The organism is Prosthecobacter sp., assembly GCF_029946185.1.
Taxonomy (GTDB): Bacteria; Verrucomicrobiota; Verrucomicrobiia; order Verrucomicrobiales; family Verrucomicrobiaceae; genus Prosthecobacter.
Genome location: NZ_JAQSEA010000309.1, coordinates 76179 through 94681 on the forward strand (window position 1 = coordinate 76179; position 18503 = coordinate 94681).

The 18503-nt window shown below is 59.5% G+C and carries 15 protein-coding genes; 9 read left to right on the plus strand and 6 right to left on the minus strand.

The features are described from left to right. Positions 1–54: 54 nt before the first annotated feature. From PSV43_RS25660 to PSV43_RS25670, 3 genes are all read right to left on the minus strand, one after another. A complete protein-coding gene (locus PSV43_RS25660) occupies positions 55–1089 on the minus strand; it encodes a tetratricopeptide repeat protein (protein WP_300204545.1) in 1035 nt (344 codons plus the stop codon). A 117-nt stretch (positions 1090–1206) separates the two neighbouring features. Further along, complete coding sequence (gene cysK, locus PSV43_RS25665) at positions 1207–2187, minus strand: cysteine synthase A (protein WP_300204548.1); 981 nt, start codon at positions 2185–2187, stop codon at positions 1207–1209. A gap of 59 nt (positions 2188–2246) precedes the next feature. Further along, a complete protein-coding gene (locus PSV43_RS25670; RefSeq protein ID WP_300204551.1) occupies positions 2247–3413 on the minus strand; it encodes a pyridoxal phosphate-dependent aminotransferase in 1167 nt (388 codons plus the stop codon). 137 nt (positions 3414–3550) lie between these two features. On the opposite strand from PSV43_RS25670, the gene PSV43_RS25675 reads away from it, so the two are divergent. The 7 genes from PSV43_RS25675 to PSV43_RS25705 are packed head-to-tail and all read left to right on the plus strand — an operon-like array spanning position 3551 to position 12593. After that, on the plus strand, positions 3551–4795 hold the full coding sequence (locus tag PSV43_RS25675; RefSeq protein ID WP_300204554.1) for a transcription antitermination factor NusB: 1245 nt from the start codon (positions 3551–3553) through the stop codon (positions 4793–4795). Positions 4796–4848: 53 nt separating this feature from the next. Further along, positions 4849–5691 (plus strand): sugar phosphate isomerase/epimerase, encoded by an 843-nt coding sequence (locus tag PSV43_RS25680; RefSeq protein ID WP_300204556.1) that lies wholly within the window; start codon positions 4849–4851, stop codon positions 5689–5691. 4 nt (positions 5692–5695) lie between these two features. Next, on the plus strand, positions 5696–7840 hold the full coding sequence (locus tag PSV43_RS25685) for a fused MFS/spermidine synthase (protein WP_300204560.1): 2145 nt from the start codon (positions 5696–5698) through the stop codon (positions 7838–7840). Positions 7841–7895: 55 nt separating this feature from the next. Then, positions 7896–9173 carry an FAD-dependent oxidoreductase gene (locus PSV43_RS25690; protein ID WP_300204563.1) on the plus strand — a complete coding sequence of 426 codons (1278 nt, stop codon included), beginning with the start codon at positions 7896–7898 and terminating at the stop codon, positions 9171–9173. Continuing rightward, entirely contained in the window at positions 9170–10540 is a 1371-nt protein-coding gene (locus PSV43_RS25695; RefSeq protein WP_300204565.1) for an AMP-binding protein, read from the plus strand. Before PSV43_RS25690 ends, PSV43_RS25695 begins: the two co-directional genes overlap by 4 nt. 3 nt (positions 10541–10543) lie before the next feature. After that, entirely contained in the window at positions 10544–11833 is a 1290-nt protein-coding gene (locus tag PSV43_RS25700) for an NAD(P)/FAD-dependent oxidoreductase (protein ID WP_300204568.1), read from the plus strand. A 25-nt stretch (positions 11834–11858) separates the two neighbouring features. Continuing rightward, complete coding sequence (locus PSV43_RS25705; RefSeq protein WP_300204571.1) at positions 11859–12593, plus strand: CAAX prenyl protease-related protein; 735 nt, start codon at positions 11859–11861, stop codon at positions 12591–12593. Here the strand turns inward: PSV43_RS25705 and lpxD are convergent, their stop codons facing one another. Beyond that, complete coding sequence (lpxD, locus tag PSV43_RS25710) at positions 12594–13631, minus strand: UDP-3-O-(3-hydroxymyristoyl)glucosamine N-acyltransferase (RefSeq protein ID WP_300204574.1); 1038 nt, start codon at positions 13629–13631, stop codon at positions 12594–12596. A 73-nt stretch (positions 13632–13704) separates the two neighbouring features. Continuing rightward, a complete protein-coding gene (locus tag PSV43_RS25715) occupies positions 13705–15027 on the minus strand; it encodes a homoserine dehydrogenase (RefSeq protein WP_300204577.1) in 1323 nt (440 codons plus the stop codon). Between PSV43_RS25715 and PSV43_RS25720 the strand changes: the two genes are divergently transcribed. Together PSV43_RS25720 and ggt are read left to right on the plus strand one after the other, a co-directional pair. Next, positions 15026–15472, plus strand: coding sequence for a PEP-CTERM sorting domain-containing protein (locus tag PSV43_RS25720; protein ID WP_300204579.1), 447 nt, complete (start codon positions 15026–15028; stop codon positions 15470–15472). The genes PSV43_RS25715 and PSV43_RS25720 overlap by 2 nt on opposite strands. 69 nt (positions 15473–15541) lie before the next feature. Then, entirely contained in the window at positions 15542–17203 is a 1662-nt protein-coding gene (gene ggt, locus PSV43_RS25725) for a gamma-glutamyltransferase (RefSeq protein ID WP_300204582.1), read from the plus strand. A gap of 127 nt (positions 17204–17330) precedes the next feature. Here the strand turns inward: ggt and PSV43_RS25730 are convergent. Continuing rightward, the coding region (locus PSV43_RS25730; protein ID WP_300204585.1) for a response regulator at positions 17331–18503 on the minus strand (1173 nt) is incomplete at its 5' end.

The following is an 18503-nucleotide window of genomic DNA, read 5'->3' on the forward strand; positions in this document are numbered from 1 at the left end:
CCGGCGGCATGTAAAACACTCGGTAGCCGGACGAAAGCGTCCGGCACACTCTCATTAAGGCTTCGGAGCCTCCGGCGTTGGAGCGGCTGGTGGGGACACAGGAGCAGGCGCGGCGGCTGGTGTGGTTGCGGCCGGAGCAGGAGTAGCAGGTGGCGTAGCAGGAGCGGGCGCGGTGGGAACAGGAGCGGCGGGTGGCGTAGCAGGAGCAGGCGCGGTGGCTGGTTTGCTCGCGGCAGGAGCAGGAGTGACAGAGGGCGTCACAGGTGCTGGTGGAGCAGTCGCGGCGGGAGCAGGAGTTGTTGCTGGCGTCGTCATTGCAGGAGTTGCCGCGGGTGATCCAGAAGGAAGGAGCGTAGCGCCGACGGCACCATCGCCCACATTCAACTTGAAATTGGGCATGCCGGGGACAGCAGCGGCAGGTTTGGATTCCACTTTCGGTGCAGGCGGTGCATCGACTTCCTTGGTCGGCAGCGTGGCAGTGATCCAGTCGAGACGATTTTGACCGATCACCTGAAATCCCGGCATGTCGGGAAACTTCACGGCAATCTCTTCATAGGCCTTCTTGGCCTCATCAGCCTTGCCCTGCGCCCAGAGCAGGTCACCGAGACGCACTTGCGCCAGGGGAGCAGCTTCGCTGGAGGAAAATTCGCTGGTGATGCGCTCAAAAATGGCCTGCGCTTCCTTGCTTTCGCCCATGGCATCGAGCTTGGTGCCAAGGCCGAGCAGCGCAAAAACAGCCAAGGGATTGCTGGCGTCCTTGGTGGTGAACTCCTTGAGTGCTTCCACTGCGGAGGATTTCTTGTTCTGATCCCACAGCAAATCCGCTTTCAGCAGCAGCGCGTTGGCAGCGGCCATGGTGCCGGGATAACGCGAGATGACGAGATCACAGTCCTCCACCGTTTTCGCACCCGTGAAAGCTTCAGCAGCCTCATTGGCCTTGAGGGTGTTTTGATGCTGAAGAAAGGCGTAGGCACAAAGGGCAACCACCGCGATGATGAAAAGCCAGACGAGCTTGCGGGAGTTATCCTCCATGAACTTTTCCATGCCTGTGGCCGGGAGTTCTTGGGAGGTGGAATCGAGTTGGGACATAAAGAGGCGGTTTTTAGAGTCGAGTGAACGGCTGGTTCAGTAGAATAACGAAAGGAAACGAAGCCAATCCCCCGTTGAGGTGACTGGTCATTCGAGACTCATTCGTCATTGGAGAGCTCACGCTCCCACTTTGGCACGGGCTTCGTCAGCCAACGCGGTGGAAAGGTAGCGCTCGCCGGTGGAGCAGGCGATGGTGACGATCAGCTTGCCCGCGTTTTCAGGACGCTTGGCGATTGCGATGGCTGCAACCACGTTGGCACCGGTGCTGATGCCGACGAGGATGCCTTCTTCTTTGGCAATGCGGCGAGCCATGGCAAAAGCTTCGTCGTTGGTGACTTTGACGCACTCCGTGATCTGCGAATTGCCTGCGCTGTCTTTCAGATGAAGGTTGGCAGGAATGAATCCAGCACCGGCACCTTGGATCTTGTGCGGACCGGGCTGCAAAGGTTCACCAGCGAGGGTTTGCGTGATGACCGGGGAGCTTTCCGGCTCGACAGCAATGGCCAGGAAGCTTGGCTTACGGGGCTTGATGACTTCCGTCACACCCGTGATGGTGCCGCCCGTGCCGACAGCCGAAACGAAAATGTCTATCTTGCCATCGGTGTCGGCCCAAAGCTCTTCAGCGGTTGTCTTCGCGTGGATGGCGGGATTGGCGGGGTTTTCAAACTGCTGCGGCATCCAAGCATTCGGCGTGGCAGCGACGATCTCGGTAGCCTTGGCGATGGCCCCCTTCATGCCCTGCGCACCTGGGGTGAGCACGAGCTCCGCGCCGAGCAGCGCGAGCAGCGTGCGGCGTTCCATAGACATCGTTTCCGGCATCGTCAGGATGAGCTTGTAACCCTTTGCTGCTGCGACAAACGCCAGGGCGATGCCGGTATTGCCGCTGGTGGGCTCCACGATGGTGGTGTCCGCATTCAAAATGCCGCGCTTTTCGGCGTCCTCAATCATGGCGGCGCCGATACGATCCTTCACGCTGCCAAGCGGATTAAAGAACTCACATTTCAAAGCAATCGTGGCATTGAGGCCAGCGGTGACTTTGTTGAGCTTCACCAGCGGTGTTTTACCGACGGTTTCGACGATGTTGTTGTAGATGCCCATAATGTTGGTGGTTTGCGATTGAAGACGAGGATTGGCCGGAAGTGAAAGCGGAATCAGAATTAGTGCTGATTGCAGAACTCTTCGAAGCGGTCCATGCCGGCGTTGATCACGTCCAGCCCGGTGGCGTAGCTGAAGCGCACGGTGTGCTCGGCGCCGAAGGCGACACCTGGAACGATGGCGACCTTTTGCTTGCTGAGCAGCTTTTCACAGAAATTCACGCTCTTGATCTGAGTCGGCTCGATGTCCACCAGGAAGTAGAAGGCGCCCATTGGCTCAACCACACGGACGTTCTTGATGTTGTTCAGACGGCCCAGCATGTATTGGCGGCGCACGTCGAATTCATCACGCATGTCGCTGACGATCTGCTGATCCATCTGCAGTGCGGCCAGCGCACCGTATTGGGCAAAGCTGGTCGGGTTGCTGGTGGTGTGGCTCTGAATGGTGTCGATGGATTCGGCGATCTTCTTCGGAGCGGCGGTGTAGCCGAGACGCCAGCCGGTCATCGCATAGGCCTTGGAGAAACCGTTGATGGTGATGGTATGGTCGTAGATATCCTTGCTCAGGGAGGCAATGCTGATGTGCTCATTGCCGCCATAGACGAGCTTTTCGTAGATTTCGTCGGAGAGGATGATGATGCCTTCACCCACGGCGATGTCGGCCAGCGCGGTGAGTTCTTCGCGGGTATAGATGGAGCCGGTCGGATTACCTGGAGTGTTCAGGATGATCATCTTTGTCATCGGGGACATGGCGTCCTCGAACTCGTCCGGAGTGAGCTTCCAGCCGTTTTCACGCTTCGTCTCGACGATCACCGGAATGCCGCCGACGATGCGCACCATTTCAGGATAGCTGGTCCAGTAAGGAGCAGGAATGATCACTTCATCGCCCGGATTGACGCAGGCAAGGATGGCGTTGTAGCAGGAATGCTTGGCACCGCAGTTCACGCTGATCTGGGAGGGCTCATACTGCACTTTGTTGTCCACCAGCAGCTTCGAGGAGATGGCTTCACGCAGTTCGAGGATGCCGGCGCTTTCCGTGTAGCGGGTTTTGCCGGTGTTCAGGGCTTCTACGGCAGCGGCGATGATCGGTGCAGGCGTGTCGAAGTCGGGCTCACCGGCTCCGAAATTCAGCACGTCCACGCCCTGCTTCTTCAACGCTTTCGCCTGGCTGGTGATGGACAGGGTCATTGAAGGAGCTACTTCGGCGATGTTCTTGGCGATAAAATCCATGGTCAGGTGTGGTTGGGCGGGTGAAAAAGGCGGGGGGCCATCATAAAGGCGGGGTCGGGAAGTTTGTCAATCATTCCTCCCACTGCGGACAAAGGGCGGCTTGTGTCCAGCGCCACACCGCCTTAGTCGTGCAGTCCATGAGCCAACCACGCCCAACTTCCTCTTCCCGCCCTCCCGCCGTCCCCATCCGAGGCATGGCGCTGGATGTTTTGGGAGAATGGTCTGGAGGAGAGCGCTTCGCCGCCGACTTGATGGACCACATCCAGCGCGACTGCGGCCTCAGCCTGCCCGACGCCGCCTTTTTGCGTGACATTGTCCTCACCACGCTGCGCAATCTCTCACTGCTCGACCACTGGATCGCCGTGATCACCGAGGACAAGCACCTCGACCACCGCAGCCGCTGGGGCCTGCGCATCGGCCTCTGCCAGGTGTTGATCCTCAAAGTTTCAGAATATGCCGCCGTGAATGAAACTGTGGCCGCCACCGGCCGTGCGCGGAGCCTGATCAATGCCGTCCTGCGCCGTGCCTGCCGCGAATCCGCCGAACTGCTGGCCATGGTGGACGGCCTGCCGCTCGAAACCCGCACCTCGCACCCGAAATGGCTCATTGAGCACTGGCTCGGCCTTTATGGCGAAGCCAAAACAATCGCGCTCTGCGAGTGGAATCAAGTTCCCGCCCCCATCTGCGCCCGCGTCAACCGGCTGTATCCGCAGATGGAGACAGAGACGACGGAAGACTTCATCGTCTGCGATCACCTGCCGCGTGAAGATTTGAGCGTGGGCAAAGTGTACATGCAGGATCCCAGCACCGCCATGGCCCCGCGCCTGCTCGACCCACAGCAGGGCATGCGCGTGCTGGATGCCTGCGCCGCTCCCGGTGGCAAGACCGCCCTGCTGGCCCAGCTCATGGAAAATACCGGCGAGATCATCGCCTGCGATGTGGCCCCAGGCCGTCTGCGTCGTTTGGAAGGCAATCTGCACCGTCTCCACGTCACCAATGCCCAAATCGAGCAGCACGACTGGATGGACCCACAGATCCCCGAATTTGCCAAGGCAGGCTTTGACCGCATCCTTCTCGATGTCCCCTGCTCCAACACCGGCGTCATGCGCCGCCGTGTGGATGTACGCTGGCGTTTGGAACCCGCAGACATCACTGCGCAGGTGGAAACACAGACTCAACTGCTGCGCAACTGCCTGCGTGTTTTGAAGCCGGGCGGCATCCTTGTTTATAGCACCTGCAGCATTGAGCCTGCGGAGAATGAATTGCTCGTCAGCAGCGTACTTGAATCGACTCCTGGCTACGAACTCGTCACCACCCGCCAGAGCTTTCCGCCGGAGGATCAAATGGATGGTGCGTTTGCCGCGGCGATTCGGCGGGTGTGAAGTTCGTCCGTGACATTCCCCCACCCTTTTTTCAACCATCCTCGTCTTCATCCATGAAATTCACTTCCTTCTTCCTCGCCCTTGCGATCTCGGCTCAAATTTTTGCTGCCGATGCCCCGAACGCTGCCGGTTTGCAGCTCTACAGCCTGCGCAGCCAGTTCAAGCTGCGAGGCGTGCCTTGGACGCTGGATCGCGTGAAGGAGTTTGGCATTAAGGAGGTGGAACTCGCCGGCACCTACGATCTCAACGCCGAGCAGTTTAAAGCAGAGCTGGAACAACGCGGCCTGAAGGCTGTCAGCAGCCACTTCCCCTATGCGCGCTACAAGAACGATCTCGACAACGTCGTGAAGGAAGCAAAGACACTGGGCATCAAGTATGCCGGGTGCGCTTGGATCGACCATAAGGACAGCTTTGATGAAGCGGAGTGCCGCGATGCCATCGCCGTTTTCAACAAGGCCGGTGAGGCACTCGCCAAAGAAGGCATCACGATGTTTTACCACGCACACGGCTTCGAGTTTGAACCCTACGGTGACGGCACGCTGCTGGATCTCTTCCTGCGCGAGACCAAGCCCGAATTCGTCTCCATGCAGATGGACATCCTGTGGATTATCTTCCCAGGCCAAGATCCGGTGAAGCTGCTCGAAAAATACAGCGGCCGCTGGAAGCTCATGCATCTCAAGGATTTGAAGAAAGGCATCGCCACTGGGTTCCTCACCGGCAAGACCGATGTGGAAAACGATGTCACTCTCGGCACCGGCCAGATGGACTGGAAAGCCATCTTCGCCGCCGCCCGCAAGGAGGGCGTGCAGCACTACTTCATTGAAGATGAATCCCCCACTTCGCTGGAGCAGATCCCCAACAGCCTGACCTTCCTTCGCGCCAACGGCTTCGAGTGATCCCATGTCTCGCCGCCTCCACGCCATCATCCTGCATGGCGTTTTCATTCTCTCCGGCATCTCGGCGCTGATCTACCAGCTCGTGTGGCAGCGTGCGCTGCTCACGATCTATGGCAGCAACGTCGAATCCGTGGCCATGGTCGTGGCGGCATTCCTCGCCGGGCTCGGCATCGGCAGCATCGCGGGCGGATGGATTTCCAAATCAACGCGTGCGCCGCTCGTGCTGCTTTTTGGACTCGCGGAACTCGGTGTCGGTGCCTATGGCCTCATCTCGCTCAAGTTGTTCGACGCCGTAGGTGCGCTCACCTCCGTGCAATCCCACGGTCTCACCACCGGTGCACTCGTCTTCCTGCTCGTGTTCCTGCCCACGTTGCTCATGGGTGCCACGCTGCCGCTGCTCGTCGCGCATCAGGTGCGCGACACCGCTCACGTCGGCCACAGCGTGAGCCGTCTCTACTTTGTGAACACGCTGGGCGCAGCCCTGGGGGCATTCATCGCTGCGCACTGGCTGCTCGGCAGTTTTGGCATGAGCGGCACGGTTCATGTCGCAGCCAGTTTGAACGCTGCTGCCGCGCTCATTGTGCTGCTCATGTTAAGAAAGCCGCCGGCTGAGTCCGCTGCCCCTGCCGCCGCTCCCGCTGCCAATGCGCCCTGCGCGATCCCGTTCCGCACCGCCTTGCTGTGGTCCGCCATCTCGGGTTTTCTCGCCTTGTCGTGGGAGATCATCTGGTCACGCGTGTTCAACTTCGCCAGCGCCTCCCGTGCGCCGGTGTTTGGGTACCTGCTGGGGAGCTACCTGCTCGGCCTCGCGATTGGCTCTCTGTTGAGCCCGCGTTTATTGACTCAGCCCGGCGATCTGCGTGCCAAACTCGCACGCTGGGTGCAAATTTCGAGCGTTGCTGGATTTTTCGTCGCATTACTCACCGCAAGCGCAGCCTCGATCCTTGCCTGGGAACTTGGTTATATCTTTGTCATCGCTGCTGGCGCGCTGATCGGGCTGACGTTTCCCCTGCTCTGCCACGCGGCCATTCCCCCAGGCAGGGACACCGGCAGTCAGCTTTCGCGGCTCTATCTCGCCAACATCATCGGCTCCGGCGCAGGCAGCCTGCTTACCGGTTTCCTCTTCATGGAATGGCTGAGCCTGCATGCACTTAGCTTGTTTCTCCTCGGCGTGTCATTGCTGTGGATGAGAAGCATTTCCCCGGCCCGCCCCTCTCGACACTTTAACTTTACCATGGCGATCATTGTCGCTGCCATGCTTTCCACGAATTCGTTCGACAGCCTCTACGAGCACCTGCAATACAAGCACGATTACAAGCCCGGCATGCGCTTCGCCAACGTCATCGAATCACGCCATGGCGTCATCACGGTGGACACCAGCAATGCGGTTTATGGCAATGGCGCTTATGACGGCATGATCGGCACCAAGCTGGAGCCAAAATCCTGGCTGGTGCGGCCTTACTTCCTTTCCGCTGTGCGGGATCGCATTGAAAACGTCCTCGTGATCGGTGTCGCCAGCGGCTCTTGGACGCAGATTCTCGTCAATCATCCGCAGGTGAAACACGTCACCGCCATTGAGCTTAGCCATGGTTATCTCGATCTCATTCGCGAGCGCCCCGAAGTCGCGAGTTTGCTGACCAATCCCAAGCTCGAACTCGTCATTGACGATGGCCGCCGCTGGCTGCGTCAGCACCCGGATGCACGCTTCGATGCCATCGTGATGAACACCACGCATCACTGGCGCGAGTTTGCCTCCGCCCTGCTGTCCCGCGAATTTTTGACCGAGGTGAAAGAGCACCTCACACCCGACGGCATCGCCTATTGGAACTGCACCGAGTCCCCAAGAGCTGCGCGCACAGGGATGGAGGTCTTTCCGCATACGCTGATGGTGATGAATCACTGCCTCGCCAGCAATGCGCCGCTGGAGCCCAATCGTGAGCGCTGGCAAAAAGTTCTCGCCGATTATCACATCGACGGCCAGCCCGTCATCGCGCCCGATCAAATCGAAGGCGTGCTCGACTTCCTCAAGGGAGAGACGCTCCCCGTCCCCGGCAACATGTCCCACTGGTGCCGCCGTCCCGCCATGCAATCCGCCTGGGGTGATGCGAAGATCATCACGGATGACAATTTGGGCCACGAATACCCTTGAAGAGATCGTATGCGCGAACGCTGGCGTTCTGAGCATCCCGGTGAATGATGAGACCATGAATCCCGACGTTCTCATCATCGGTGGCGGCAGTGCAGGCGTGGCGGCGGCTTTGGCTGCCGCACGTCGGGGCGCGGACACGCTGCTGGTCGAGCGCCATGGGTTCCTCGGCGGCGCTGGCACGGCATCGCTCGTGCATTCGTTCTGCGGCTTGTATGATCTGCCATTAACGCCCGATGCAGCGCCATGCATAGCGAATCCCGGTCTTCCGGTGGAACTGGAGCGCGAACTGCTGGCTCAGGGCATCGCGGATGGACCGCTGCGCATGGGCAAGGTCGATGTGCTGATGTATCAACCACAGCGTCTTGCATGGTTTCTCGATCAATGGTGTCACAAGCAGCCGAACTTGAAGGTGCTGCTGCATACCGAAGTCGCGGGCTGTGTCGTAAATGCAAACCGCATCGCTGAAGTGACGCTGCAGTGCCGTGGCAAGACGTGGCAACTGCAGCCGCGCACCTTTGTCGATGCGAGCGGCGACGCGATGCTGGCGGCACTCGCGCACCAGCCGTGGGACCAGACGCCCGCGCTAGAATTGCAACGTCCGGCTTACATCGTCGGACTCGGCGATGTGGATGCGACAGTACTCACGGGCGATGGGCCGCTTCAAATCGCAGGGTGCCTTGCCAAAGCGATACAAGAGAAAAAACTACCGGCAGAAGCTGCTGGTGCGCATTTTCGCAGGAGCAGCGCTTTGAACGAAGCCTTCCTCACGCTTGATCTTCCCGGTGATTCACCGGAGTGCGCGTTTGATGCGACCGATCCCCGCAGTTTGACGTGGATCGAGATGCAAGGTCGCGAAGTGACCTTTGCCATTGTCGAGCATCTCAAGGCTACGCTCGAAGGTTTCGGCAACGCACGAGTCACCACCCTTCCGGTGCGCGCAGGCATTCGCGAAAGCCGGCGCTGGATTGGTGAAATCATCGTGACCGAAGCCGACATCCTCGAAAGTCACTGCGATGATCAGGCGGTGGCGAATGCGACATGGCCGATCGAGCTGCGTGAAACGGCACGGGGAGCACGCCTGCTGTATCCGCGTGAGCCGAAAGCCTGCGGCATCCCGCTCGGGGCACTGCGTGCGCGCGATTTGCAGAATGTGTTTAGCGCCGGACGCTGTATGTCCGCATCTCATCGAGCACAGGCAAGCACGCGTGTCATGGGCACCGCCATGGCCACAGGGCAGGCCACAGGCATCGCCGCCACTTTTCCTGAACAAGACACCGCCAACCTAGCACTGCAGGTGCGAAGAATTTTGAGCCAACTGGAACCCGCCACGTGAACATCGTCGATCTTATTTTTGCCCGCAGCACGCCCACGCATTCAGCCGTGGTCAGTCCGGAATTGCAGCTTACGTTTGGTGAACTGGAGGCGCGCATGAAGGAATGCGGCCAGCGCCTGAATGAAGATGCGAACTGGCCGAAGAAGGCGCGGCCACGCATCGGACTCAATGCGCCGAGCGGGGCGGATTACATCGTGGTGGCGCTGGCGATTTTGCAGCAAAACGCCTGCTTTGTGCCGATCCCGAATGAGCTGACGGTCAGCGAGCGTGCACAGCTGGCCAAAGCGACGGCGCTGGATGTCATTGTGCATGCACAGAGTGCGAAGGAGTGGCGTGTTGAGGCGGTGGTGCATGATGAGCCACCGGCGTTTGATGAGAGGGCGCTTGAGGTGCTGAACCCGGCTTTCATTCGCTTCAGCAGCGGGACTACGGGGACTTCAAAGGGCATTGTGATTTCGCATGAGACGCTGCTGGGCCGGATCACGGCGGCGAATGAAGGATTATGCATTGGGCCGCAGGATCGGGTGCTGTGGGTGCTGCCGATGGCGCATCACTTTGCGGTTTCGATTGTGCTTTATCTTTATCATGGGGCCACGACGATCCTTGCGCCAGCGAGTGATCCCAAGGTGATGCTGGAGATGATGCAGGCGCATGGAGCGACGGTGATGTATGGATCGCCTTACCATTACACGATGCTCTCAGGGCTGCCGAATGCCGCCCTGCTTGGCACGCTGCGGCTTGCGGTTTCGACGGCGTTTGCGCTGACGACTGAAGTGGCGCAGTTGTTTGCTGGCAAAACGGGGCTGCATCTCACGCAGGGGATGGGCATCATCGAGGCGGGGCTGCCGATTTTGAATTTGCAGCATTCGAAGGACAAGCCGACCTCGATCGGCCAGGCACTGCCTGCGTTTGAAGTGAAACTGGATGACGGCGAGCTCATGCTGCGTGGGCCGGGAGTGTTTGATGCTTATCTGACGCCGTGGCAGCCACGCGAGACTGTTTTGCGCGATGGGTGGTTTGCGACGGGAGACATCGCCGAGATGGATGAAGACGGTTCTCTTTACCTGCGTGGTCGGGTGCGCAGTGTGATCAATGTGGGCGGCTTGAAGTGTTTTCCTGAAGAGGTGGAGGCGGTGCTGTGCAGTCATGCCGGAGTGAAGGCTGCCCGTGTGTCTGGGCGGGCGCATCCTGCGCTGGGGGCGATGCCTGCGGCGGAAATCATTCCTGAAAATGCCGGGTCTCCGCCGGCTGCGATTGAGCTGAGAAAACTTTGCCAGGAACGTCTCTCCGCCTACAAGGTGCCGCTGTTCTACACCTTTGTTTCCGAACTGCCGCTGACCGCGAGTGGCAAACTACGCCGTTACTGATTCATGAACCCGTCTCCACGCATCGCCATCCTGGGAGCAGGACCTGCGGGCAGCGCACTCGCTGCGATGCTTGCCCGTCAGGGCATCCAGGCGCTGGTTTATGATGATGAGAAGCGTCCGGCCTTGCTGGTGGGTGAGTCGCTGATTCCCGCGATTGTGGCGATCCTGCAGCGCATGGGCATTGAGGACCGGGTGGCCGCGATCTCGCTGCGCAAGCCGGGGGCGAGTTTTATTCATCACCTTGGCACGCAGATGAATTTCAATTTCAAGTCTGTGGAAGGCCGTCTGCCGCCGTATGCCTACAATGTGCCGCGTCCGGGTTTTGACGATGTGCTGAAGGATTACGCGAAGGAACTGGGAGTGAAGTTTGTGAAGCATCGTGCCGGACTGGTGGCGCATCCGGGTGGCAAACCCGAGCTGGAGCTGGATGCGGCGGCGCTGGAGGCGGGAGGTTACCGCGAAGGTGCGAAGCCGGACCTGATCATCGACTGCAGCGGACGTGCGCGCACGTCGGCAAAGGTCCTCGGCATCAAGGCGGCCACGGGTTCGCGGCGGGACACGGCGCACTTCGCGCACTACACCGGCATTGAACATCCGTATGAGCCGGGGCAGATCGCGATCATGTATCATCCTTGGGGATGGAGCTGGCGGATTCCGCTGCCGGATCGTATGAGCTTCGGCATTGTAATGCATCCCAAGTCGCTGCCGGAGTTTGGCGCGAATGGTGATGAGCGCCTTGATCGAGTGCTGGCGACTGATCCGGCGCTCTCACCGCTGACGGCTAATCGGAAGCGCATGACCGATGTTTTCAGCTACACCAATTATCAGCTTATTTCAGACCGTGCGCAGGGGCCGGGATGGGTGGCGGCGGGAGATGCGTTTGGGTTTGTCGATCCGATGCTCTCGCCTGGAGTTTTTCTGGCGCTGGATTCGGCGGAGTCGCTCAGCGCGATGTTTGCCAAGCACGGCGAGAAGCTCCTTGATGCGCCCGAGCGGCTGGCGAAGGAGCTGGGCCGCTATGAAAAGCGGCAGCTTGGGTGGCATGAGGCGTGGCAGGAGCTGATCGAGTACTTTTACGATGGCCGCATTGTGGCCTTTTATGAACGCGGCAGTCAGCTCAAGGCTGACCATCCCGGCCGTTTCAGCAACATGATGGAGTACATTTCCAACCGCGTCGTCGCACTGATGGCCACGGGTGCCGGCACGCTTTCAACATGGAACCGCCTGTATTTGGAGTGTTGCTCCAAGTGGCTGCTAAAAGACGGACGAGCGAAGGAACTGGCCCTGCCTTAAACTGCCCAACCTGATGTTTGCACGCATGCGCGCCTCCTCCACAGCAGCCTATGTGCTGCCGTTGGTGATGTTCACGCTGCTGGGCAGTGTTGCGGGTCTGTTCCGCATCGAGAACTCGGAACTGCCCTGGCATGTGCGTGCGCCGGAGCACTGGGCTTATCCGCTGCAAACAGTGGTCTGCGCGGTGGTGCTGGTGCTGTTTCGCCAGCACTACACGTTCAGGCCGTGGCGGGGTTTGGGGCTCGCTTTTACGCTGGGGGTCGTGGGCATTGCGGTGTGGGTGGCGCCGGCACTTCTGCGTGAGAGCTTGATCCAGCATGGGTATGAGCCTGCGTCGTGGTGGAAGTGGCTCGGACTTGCTGAACGCAAGGAAGGGTTTGACCCGATGATCGCGCAGGACTCAACGCTGTGGTTCAGTCTTGTCGTGGGCATGCGCTTTGCGCGCATGGTGCTGGTGGTGCCGTTGGTGGAGGAGCTGTTCTGGCGTGGGTTTTTGATGCGTTTTCTGCTGACGGAGGATGGGCGGTTTGAGCGTGTGGCCTTTGGCACGCATCGCTGGCGGGTGTTCTGGATTGTCACATTCGCGGTGATGCTGATTCACAACACGGAGGATTACTTCGGCGCGTTTGTGTGGGGGGCGCTGGTGTACTTCGTGGCGGTGCGCACGAAGAGTCTGGGTGCGTGTGTGTTCATGCACGCAGTGGGCAATCTGGCCCTAGGACTCTACGTGATGAAGACGCAACAGTGGGGCTTTTGGTGATCAAGACGCGCCATTGGCAGCAATCTGAGCCTCAAGCTCTTTCACCCGTGCCTGCAACTGAGGCAGGCGATTGATGCTTGCGAGACGGCGCTTTTCTTCACCGGCGGGGATGGCGGGAAAGCCGAGGTAGGTCTGGCCGCCTTCAAGGTCACGGGTGACTCCGCAGCGTGCGGCGAGGGTGCTCTTCGAACCGACATGCACATGCCCGGCGATGCCGACCTGGGCGGCGATGACCACGAAATCACCAATGGTGGCACTGCCAGCGATGGCGGTGCAGGCGACAACGATGCAGTGTTTGCCGATGACCACGTTGTGGCCAATCTGGACGAGGTTGTCGATCTTGGTCCCTTCCCCGATCCAGGTGCGGCCAAAGCGTGCGCGATCCACGGTGCAACCTGCGCCAATTTCCACGTCATTGTCGATCTGGACGATGCCGGCCTGACGCACCTTGCGATGACGTCCCCCGTCAAATTCATAACCAAAGCCATCGGCACCGATGACGGTACCGGAATGAATAAACACCCCTTCCCCGAGAATGGACCCGGCGTGCAAGGTGGAGTTTGCGTGAAGCCTGGAACCTTTGCCAATCACCACATTGCGCCCGACAAAACAACCCGGGCCAATCTCGACTTCGTCTCCCAGCACCACGCCGGATTCGATGACGGCATTGGCACCAATGGAAACACGCTGCGGATCAAATTTGACACCGTCTGCGACCACTGCCGAGGCATGCACTCCGGGAGCGAAGGGGGCGGGCTGGAAGCCATAAGTCTCCACAATCTGCTCAAAGGAACGGGAGGGGTCTGCCACGGCGATGCAGGAGGCATTTGGTGGGAATTCCGTCCAGCCTAAAGGCACGAGCACAGCGCTGGCGTGGGTATTGACCAATCTCTCGTTGTAGCGGGGGTCATAGAAAAAACTCAGGTCTCCGGCAATGGCTTCTTTCAGAGAAGCAAAACCTGTGATCTGCCCGGCTGGATCACCGCAAAGCACGGTTCCCCCGACAAGGGTGGCAAGATCAGAGAGCGCGATTTTCATGTCGGTATAATCTCATTTTTTGGAACTGCATTCCACGCCAATTATTCACAGGCAGGGTTTTGTCAAACGACCGCTAGCCTTGTAGTGTTTCCACCCGCATCCAGCTCGGCTCCCCACGCACGCATTTGAGCTGAGTGATGGCGACCAGAGCTGATTTCATGTCGCCGAGACGGGCATCATGAATCATGAGCACGAGTGAAGTTTCGCCGCTGGTGTCTTCAAGATCTTCGGGCTGAATCATGGAAGAAATGCCAATTCCGCGGGCGCCGAGTGCGGTGGCGACTTGGGCCAGCACCCCGGGAACATCGTCAACGGTGAGCCGCAAATAGTAATGGGAGACGGTGTCATCCACAGGCTTCGATTTGCCGTAGAGACCATGCGGCACGAAACCGCTATGGCGGGCGCCGTGCATCAACACGGCGGCGGCTTCACACAAGTCGCTGATGACGCTGCTGCTGGTGGGGTCCTGACCGGCACCACGGCCGTAGAAGAGGGTCTCGCCGACTACATCACCATTCACGAGCACGGCATTGAAAGCACCGCTGACATTGGCAAGTACATGCGACAGAGGCACGAGGGAGGGCTGGGTGCGAACCTCGACGAGGCCATTTTCATCCGCACGGATGACGGAAAGGAGTTTGATGGTGTAGCCCAAGCGTTCAGCAAAGCGGAAATCGGTGATGCTGACGCGGTCCACGCCTTCGACATGGACCTTGTCCTGCGGAATCCAGAAGCCGTAGCTCAGGGAGGCGAGAATGATGGCCTTGTGCGCGGCATCCCAGCCGCTGACATCCAGCGTGGGATCAGCCTCGGCATAGCCCTTGTCCTGCGCCTCCTGCAGAGCGGCCGCATAGCTGAGCCCGGCCTGAGACATGCGGGTGAGGATGTAATTGCAGGTGCCATTGATGATGCCGTGAATGGAGCGGATATGATTTCCCACCAGTCCCTCCTGCAGCACCTGGATGATCGGAATCCCGCCCGCGACGGCGGCTTCGAAATAGATGGGCACACCGCACTCCTCGGCGAGGGCGAACAATTCTTTGCCACGCTCTGCCAGCAGGGCCTTGTTGCCAGTCACGACGATCTTTTTGGCCCGCAACGCGGCAGCCACGAGATCGTAGGCTATGGTCGTGCCGCCGATCAGTTCGACGATGACCGGAATGGCGGGATCGTTGACCAGTTCATTCCAGTCTGTGGTGAGCATGGCGAGAGGCACCTCCACGTCCCGAGCGCGGGAAAGATCACGCACCGCTATTTTGGCAATATGGAGTTCGGCACCGATGCGCTGACTGATGAGGGAGCGATTCTTTTGCAGATTCTTGAACACTCCAGCCCCCACATTGCCTAAACCTGCTAAGCCTATGTTGATAACACGCGGAGAACTGACGTTGGACATGATGGATAAGATGCCGGAATTGGGCGGGCGTAGTCATGGCGGAGGCGCAGGGAACGCGCAAGCGAGAAGGCAGGCATTGAGAAACTCGGCCTATCGCCTGCGCATCACTGAGCAAAGAGCTGGAATTGAGAACTCTGCAACAAAACTGAAACGAGAAAAACCTTGTCCTCCTCGGGGTCAATCTGGTAAAGATTCATTTAAATCAATGCCGTTCCGTTCCTTTAGTTACTGGTTAGCCTGCAGCATAGCTGCCGCTTTTGCTGTTGGGGCGACGGAACCTGACAATACTGCAACGCTGGATCTCGGGCTGTCTGGAACTGCCCTCACCAGTGTGCACTTGGTGCCGGAACCGGGCCGTGCTTTCCTGCTGTTTGCAGGCATCATGGCCATGGCGTTCACCTACCGCCACGCATGGGTGAAGTGGAAGCGCAGTGATCAGCCCTGAAGGAAGGCCACCTGTTTGAGTGAGCGGTTTTGATTCGACGCCCCCGCTGCCGCAGCTAGCATCGGGGATATGAAAGTCCTGGCCACCCTCGTACTGCTCGCTCATCCGGTGCTGTTTGCCGCAGATGCCGCCTTCCCGAAACACGCCATCGCGACCGTTCACCCACTGGCCACAGAGGCGGGGCAGCAGGCGTTTGAGAAAGGTGGCAATGCCATCGACGCCGCCATTGCAGCAGGATTGACGCTGGGCGTGGTGGATGGCCACAACTCCGGCCTCGGCGGTGGATGCTTCTTCGTCATTCATGCTGCTGATGGCACGGTGACCTGCATCGATGGTCGTGAAATGGCTCCCGCCAAGGCGCAGCGCGACATGTATGTGATCAATGGCAAAGTCGATGCCGAGGCCAGCAAGACCGGTGCTCTGGCTTCGGGTGTTCCTGGTTACCTCAAAGCCTGCGCGGCGGCACAAGCGAAGCACGGCAAGCTCAAGCTGGCCGATGTGCTCCTTCCAGCAGCGGAAATCGCTGAAAAAGGATTCGCGATAGATGCCGTCTATGCGCGCAAACTCGCGGCCATGGCGGGCAAACTCGCGAAGTTTCCGTCTTCAGCGGCCATCTTCCTCAAAGACGGCAAGCCGCTGGAGAAAGGCCAGTTGCTCGTCCAAAGCGACCTCTCAAAAACTTACCGGTCTGTAGCGAAAAACGGGATTGAATGGTTCTATGGCGGTGAGTTCGCACAAAGGACGGCGGAGTGGATGAAGGCCCATGGAGGCCTCATGACGGCCGAAGATTTCGCCAGTTATCAGGCACCGGAGCGTGCGGCGATCCGCTCGAAGTATCGCGGCTACGATCTCATCACCATGCCGCCGCCGAGTTCGGGTGGAGTACATGTTGCGCAAATTCTGAACATCCTTGAGCATTTTCCGATCCGGCACTTCCGCGCCAGCAGCCGCATCCATGTGATCACTGAAGCGATGAAACTGGCGTTCGCGGATCGTGCCTACTGGCTGGGAGATCCCGATTTCGCTCCGGTGCCGCGTGGCCTCGTTGATCCTGCCTACGCAGCTGAACTGGCGCAGAAGATCGATCTTGATCACGCCACTGCCGTTCCAACGCACAACATGCCTCCGCATTGGGAGGGAGATGTTTTTGGCAAGCACACCACCTTTCTCTGCACTGCGGACGCAGAGGGCAACTGGGTGGCGCTGAATCAAACCATCAACACCGGCTTCGGCAGCAAGGTTGTGATTCCCGGCACTGGGGTGCTGCTCAATAACGAGATGGATGACTTTGCTGTGCAGCCCGGGGTTCCAAACGCCTTCAAGCTGGTGGGAGCGGAGGCGAATGCCGTTGCGCCGGGTAAACGTCCCCTTTCCAGCATGAGCCCCACGATTGTGATGAAGGACGGCAAGCCTGTCATCGTGACTGGAGCGGCGGGAGGCCCGACGATCATCACCCAGGCGCTGCTGCTGCTGACGCACATCATTGACGATGGCATGCTGCCGACTGAGGCGCTGGCGGAACCGAGATTTCACCACCAGTGGAACCCGGAAGAGTTGAAGATTGAGAAGGCTTTTGGTGAGGGGACGCTCAAGCGGGTGAAGGCGCTTGGACACGAACTTGCGGAGTCGGAAGGTTTCGGGGCGTGCCAGGCGATCTATTTTGACCGTGAGAAGAAGCTGTTTTTTCCGGCGAATGATCCGCGTGTGCCGGGCAAGTCGGACGGGCGATGAACTCCAGACTCTGGGAGGCTGAGGGTCATGGACGTCGCCATACGCTCATGGACGGGCGGGCTGTCGACACACCCATCCCACGTCCACGCATGGACCACCAGAAGTGGATTCCTCTTCCGCAACAAGACTACTCTTCGCGCAGTTTCCGGCGCAGGGTCGCGCGGTTCATTTTCATCGCGGTCGCCAGGCGTGTGGGCTTGCTTTCGAAGCGCTTGAGCAGGGTGTCCAACATGGAGGCTTCCACCGTTTCGAGGAGAGTGTCATACGCAGGCATCATTTCATCGGAACCTGTGGTCTTTTGATCCAGCCAGGCGGCGAGGGCGCGTTTCATGGTCTCTTCGAGATGACTGGATTCATCCGGCTTCACGATGCTGGTGGGCAGGTGATGGGGTAGAATGGTACTGCCGCTGCACACGGCGGCGGCGTGAGCCATGGCCGTTTTTAGTTCGCGCACGTTGCCCGGCCAGGCGTGGGCTTTGAGCGCTGCCAGTGCCTCGGCTGAGAGCACCTGCTCCCCCAGAAATGACACAGCTAGAGCAGGGATGTCTGACGTGCGCTCACGCAGCGGAGGGAGCAGGACTTGCAGGACTGCCAGCGCGTAAAACAAGTCTTCACGCAGATGGGGTGCCGCCTCCTGGCTGGCAGCGCTGAACAGACGTGCCTGCACCGTGCCCGCGCTCAAACGATGCATCAAGGCGGCTTGCAGCGGCTTGGACCAGGCGCTGATTTCATCGAAAAACAGGACGCCGTCCGCTGCTTTGGCGATGGCTTCATCCAGTGCGGCCTCCGCGCGATCTTGCTGCCATTCATCGGCACGAAACACGATCAGCGGCTTTTGAGCACGGGCACTGTGGCGCTGAATGACCTGAGCGGCCAGACTCTTGCCGCTGCCGGGAGGGCCTTGCAGGAGGACGGGCGCATCATTGCCGCTGGCCTGGGCGATGACGGCGAAGGCACGCTGCATGGCCTCGCTGTTGCCGATCATGGTCGTTTCAGTGCGCTGCTCAAACATGACGGGGGTGAAGATTTCGCGAATTGCGCGCTGTATGTCGGCCAGATTGAGAGGCTTGAGGAAATAGTCACGTGCGCCGAGACGCCGTGCCTCCAGGGCGGTGTCCAGCGTGCCGTGGGCGGTGATGATCATCACCGGTGGTGGTTGCTGAAGTGCCTGGATTTTCTCCAGCACTTTCAGGCCGCTGATGTCCGGCAGGCCGACATCGAGGATGACGAGAGCGAAGGTCTGCGTGCCGAGTTTGTCGATCCCACCCTGACCGCTGGCCGCCACAACGGGTGTGGCATT

Coding starts and splice junctions, on each gene's coding strand:
- cysK (WP_300204548.1), bottom strand. CDS start 2,187: ATGGGCATCTACAACAACATCGTCGAAACCGTCGGTAAAACACCGCTG.
- PSV43_RS25690 (WP_300204563.1), top strand. CDS start 7,896: ATGAATCCCGACGTTCTCATCATCGGTGGCGGCAGTGCAGGCGTGGCG.
- lpxD (WP_300204574.1), bottom strand. CDS start 13,631: ATGAAAATCGCGCTCTCTGATCTTGCCACCCTTGTCGGGGGAACCGTG.
- PSV43_RS25685 (WP_300204560.1), top strand. CDS start 5,696: ATGTCTCGCCGCCTCCACGCCATCATCCTGCATGGCGTTTTCATTCTC.
- PSV43_RS25675 (WP_300204554.1), top strand. CDS start 3,551: ATGAGCCAACCACGCCCAACTTCCTCTTCCCGCCCTCCCGCCGTCCCC.
- PSV43_RS25705 (WP_300204571.1), top strand. CDS start 11,859: ATGCGCGCCTCCTCCACAGCAGCCTATGTGCTGCCGTTGGTGATGTTC.
- PSV43_RS25700 (WP_300204568.1), top strand. CDS start 10,544: ATGAACCCGTCTCCACGCATCGCCATCCTGGGAGCAGGACCTGCGGGC.
- PSV43_RS25715 (WP_300204577.1), bottom strand. CDS start 15,027: ATGTCCAACGTCAGTTCTCCGCGTGTTATCAACATAGGCTTAGCAGGT.
- ggt (WP_300204582.1), top strand. CDS start 15,542: ATGAAAGTCCTGGCCACCCTCGTACTGCTCGCTCATCCGGTGCTGTTT.
- PSV43_RS25680 (WP_300204556.1), top strand. CDS start 4,849: ATGAAATTCACTTCCTTCTTCCTCGCCCTTGCGATCTCGGCTCAAATT.
- PSV43_RS25660 (WP_300204545.1), bottom strand. CDS start 1,089: ATGTCCCAACTCGATTCCACCTCCCAAGAACTCCCGGCCACAGGCATG.
- PSV43_RS25670 (WP_300204551.1), bottom strand. CDS start 3,413: ATGGATTTTATCGCCAAGAACATCGCCGAAGTAGCTCCTTCAATGACC.
- PSV43_RS25720 (WP_300204579.1), top strand. CDS start 15,026: ATGATGGATAAGATGCCGGAATTGGGCGGGCGTAGTCATGGCGGAGGC.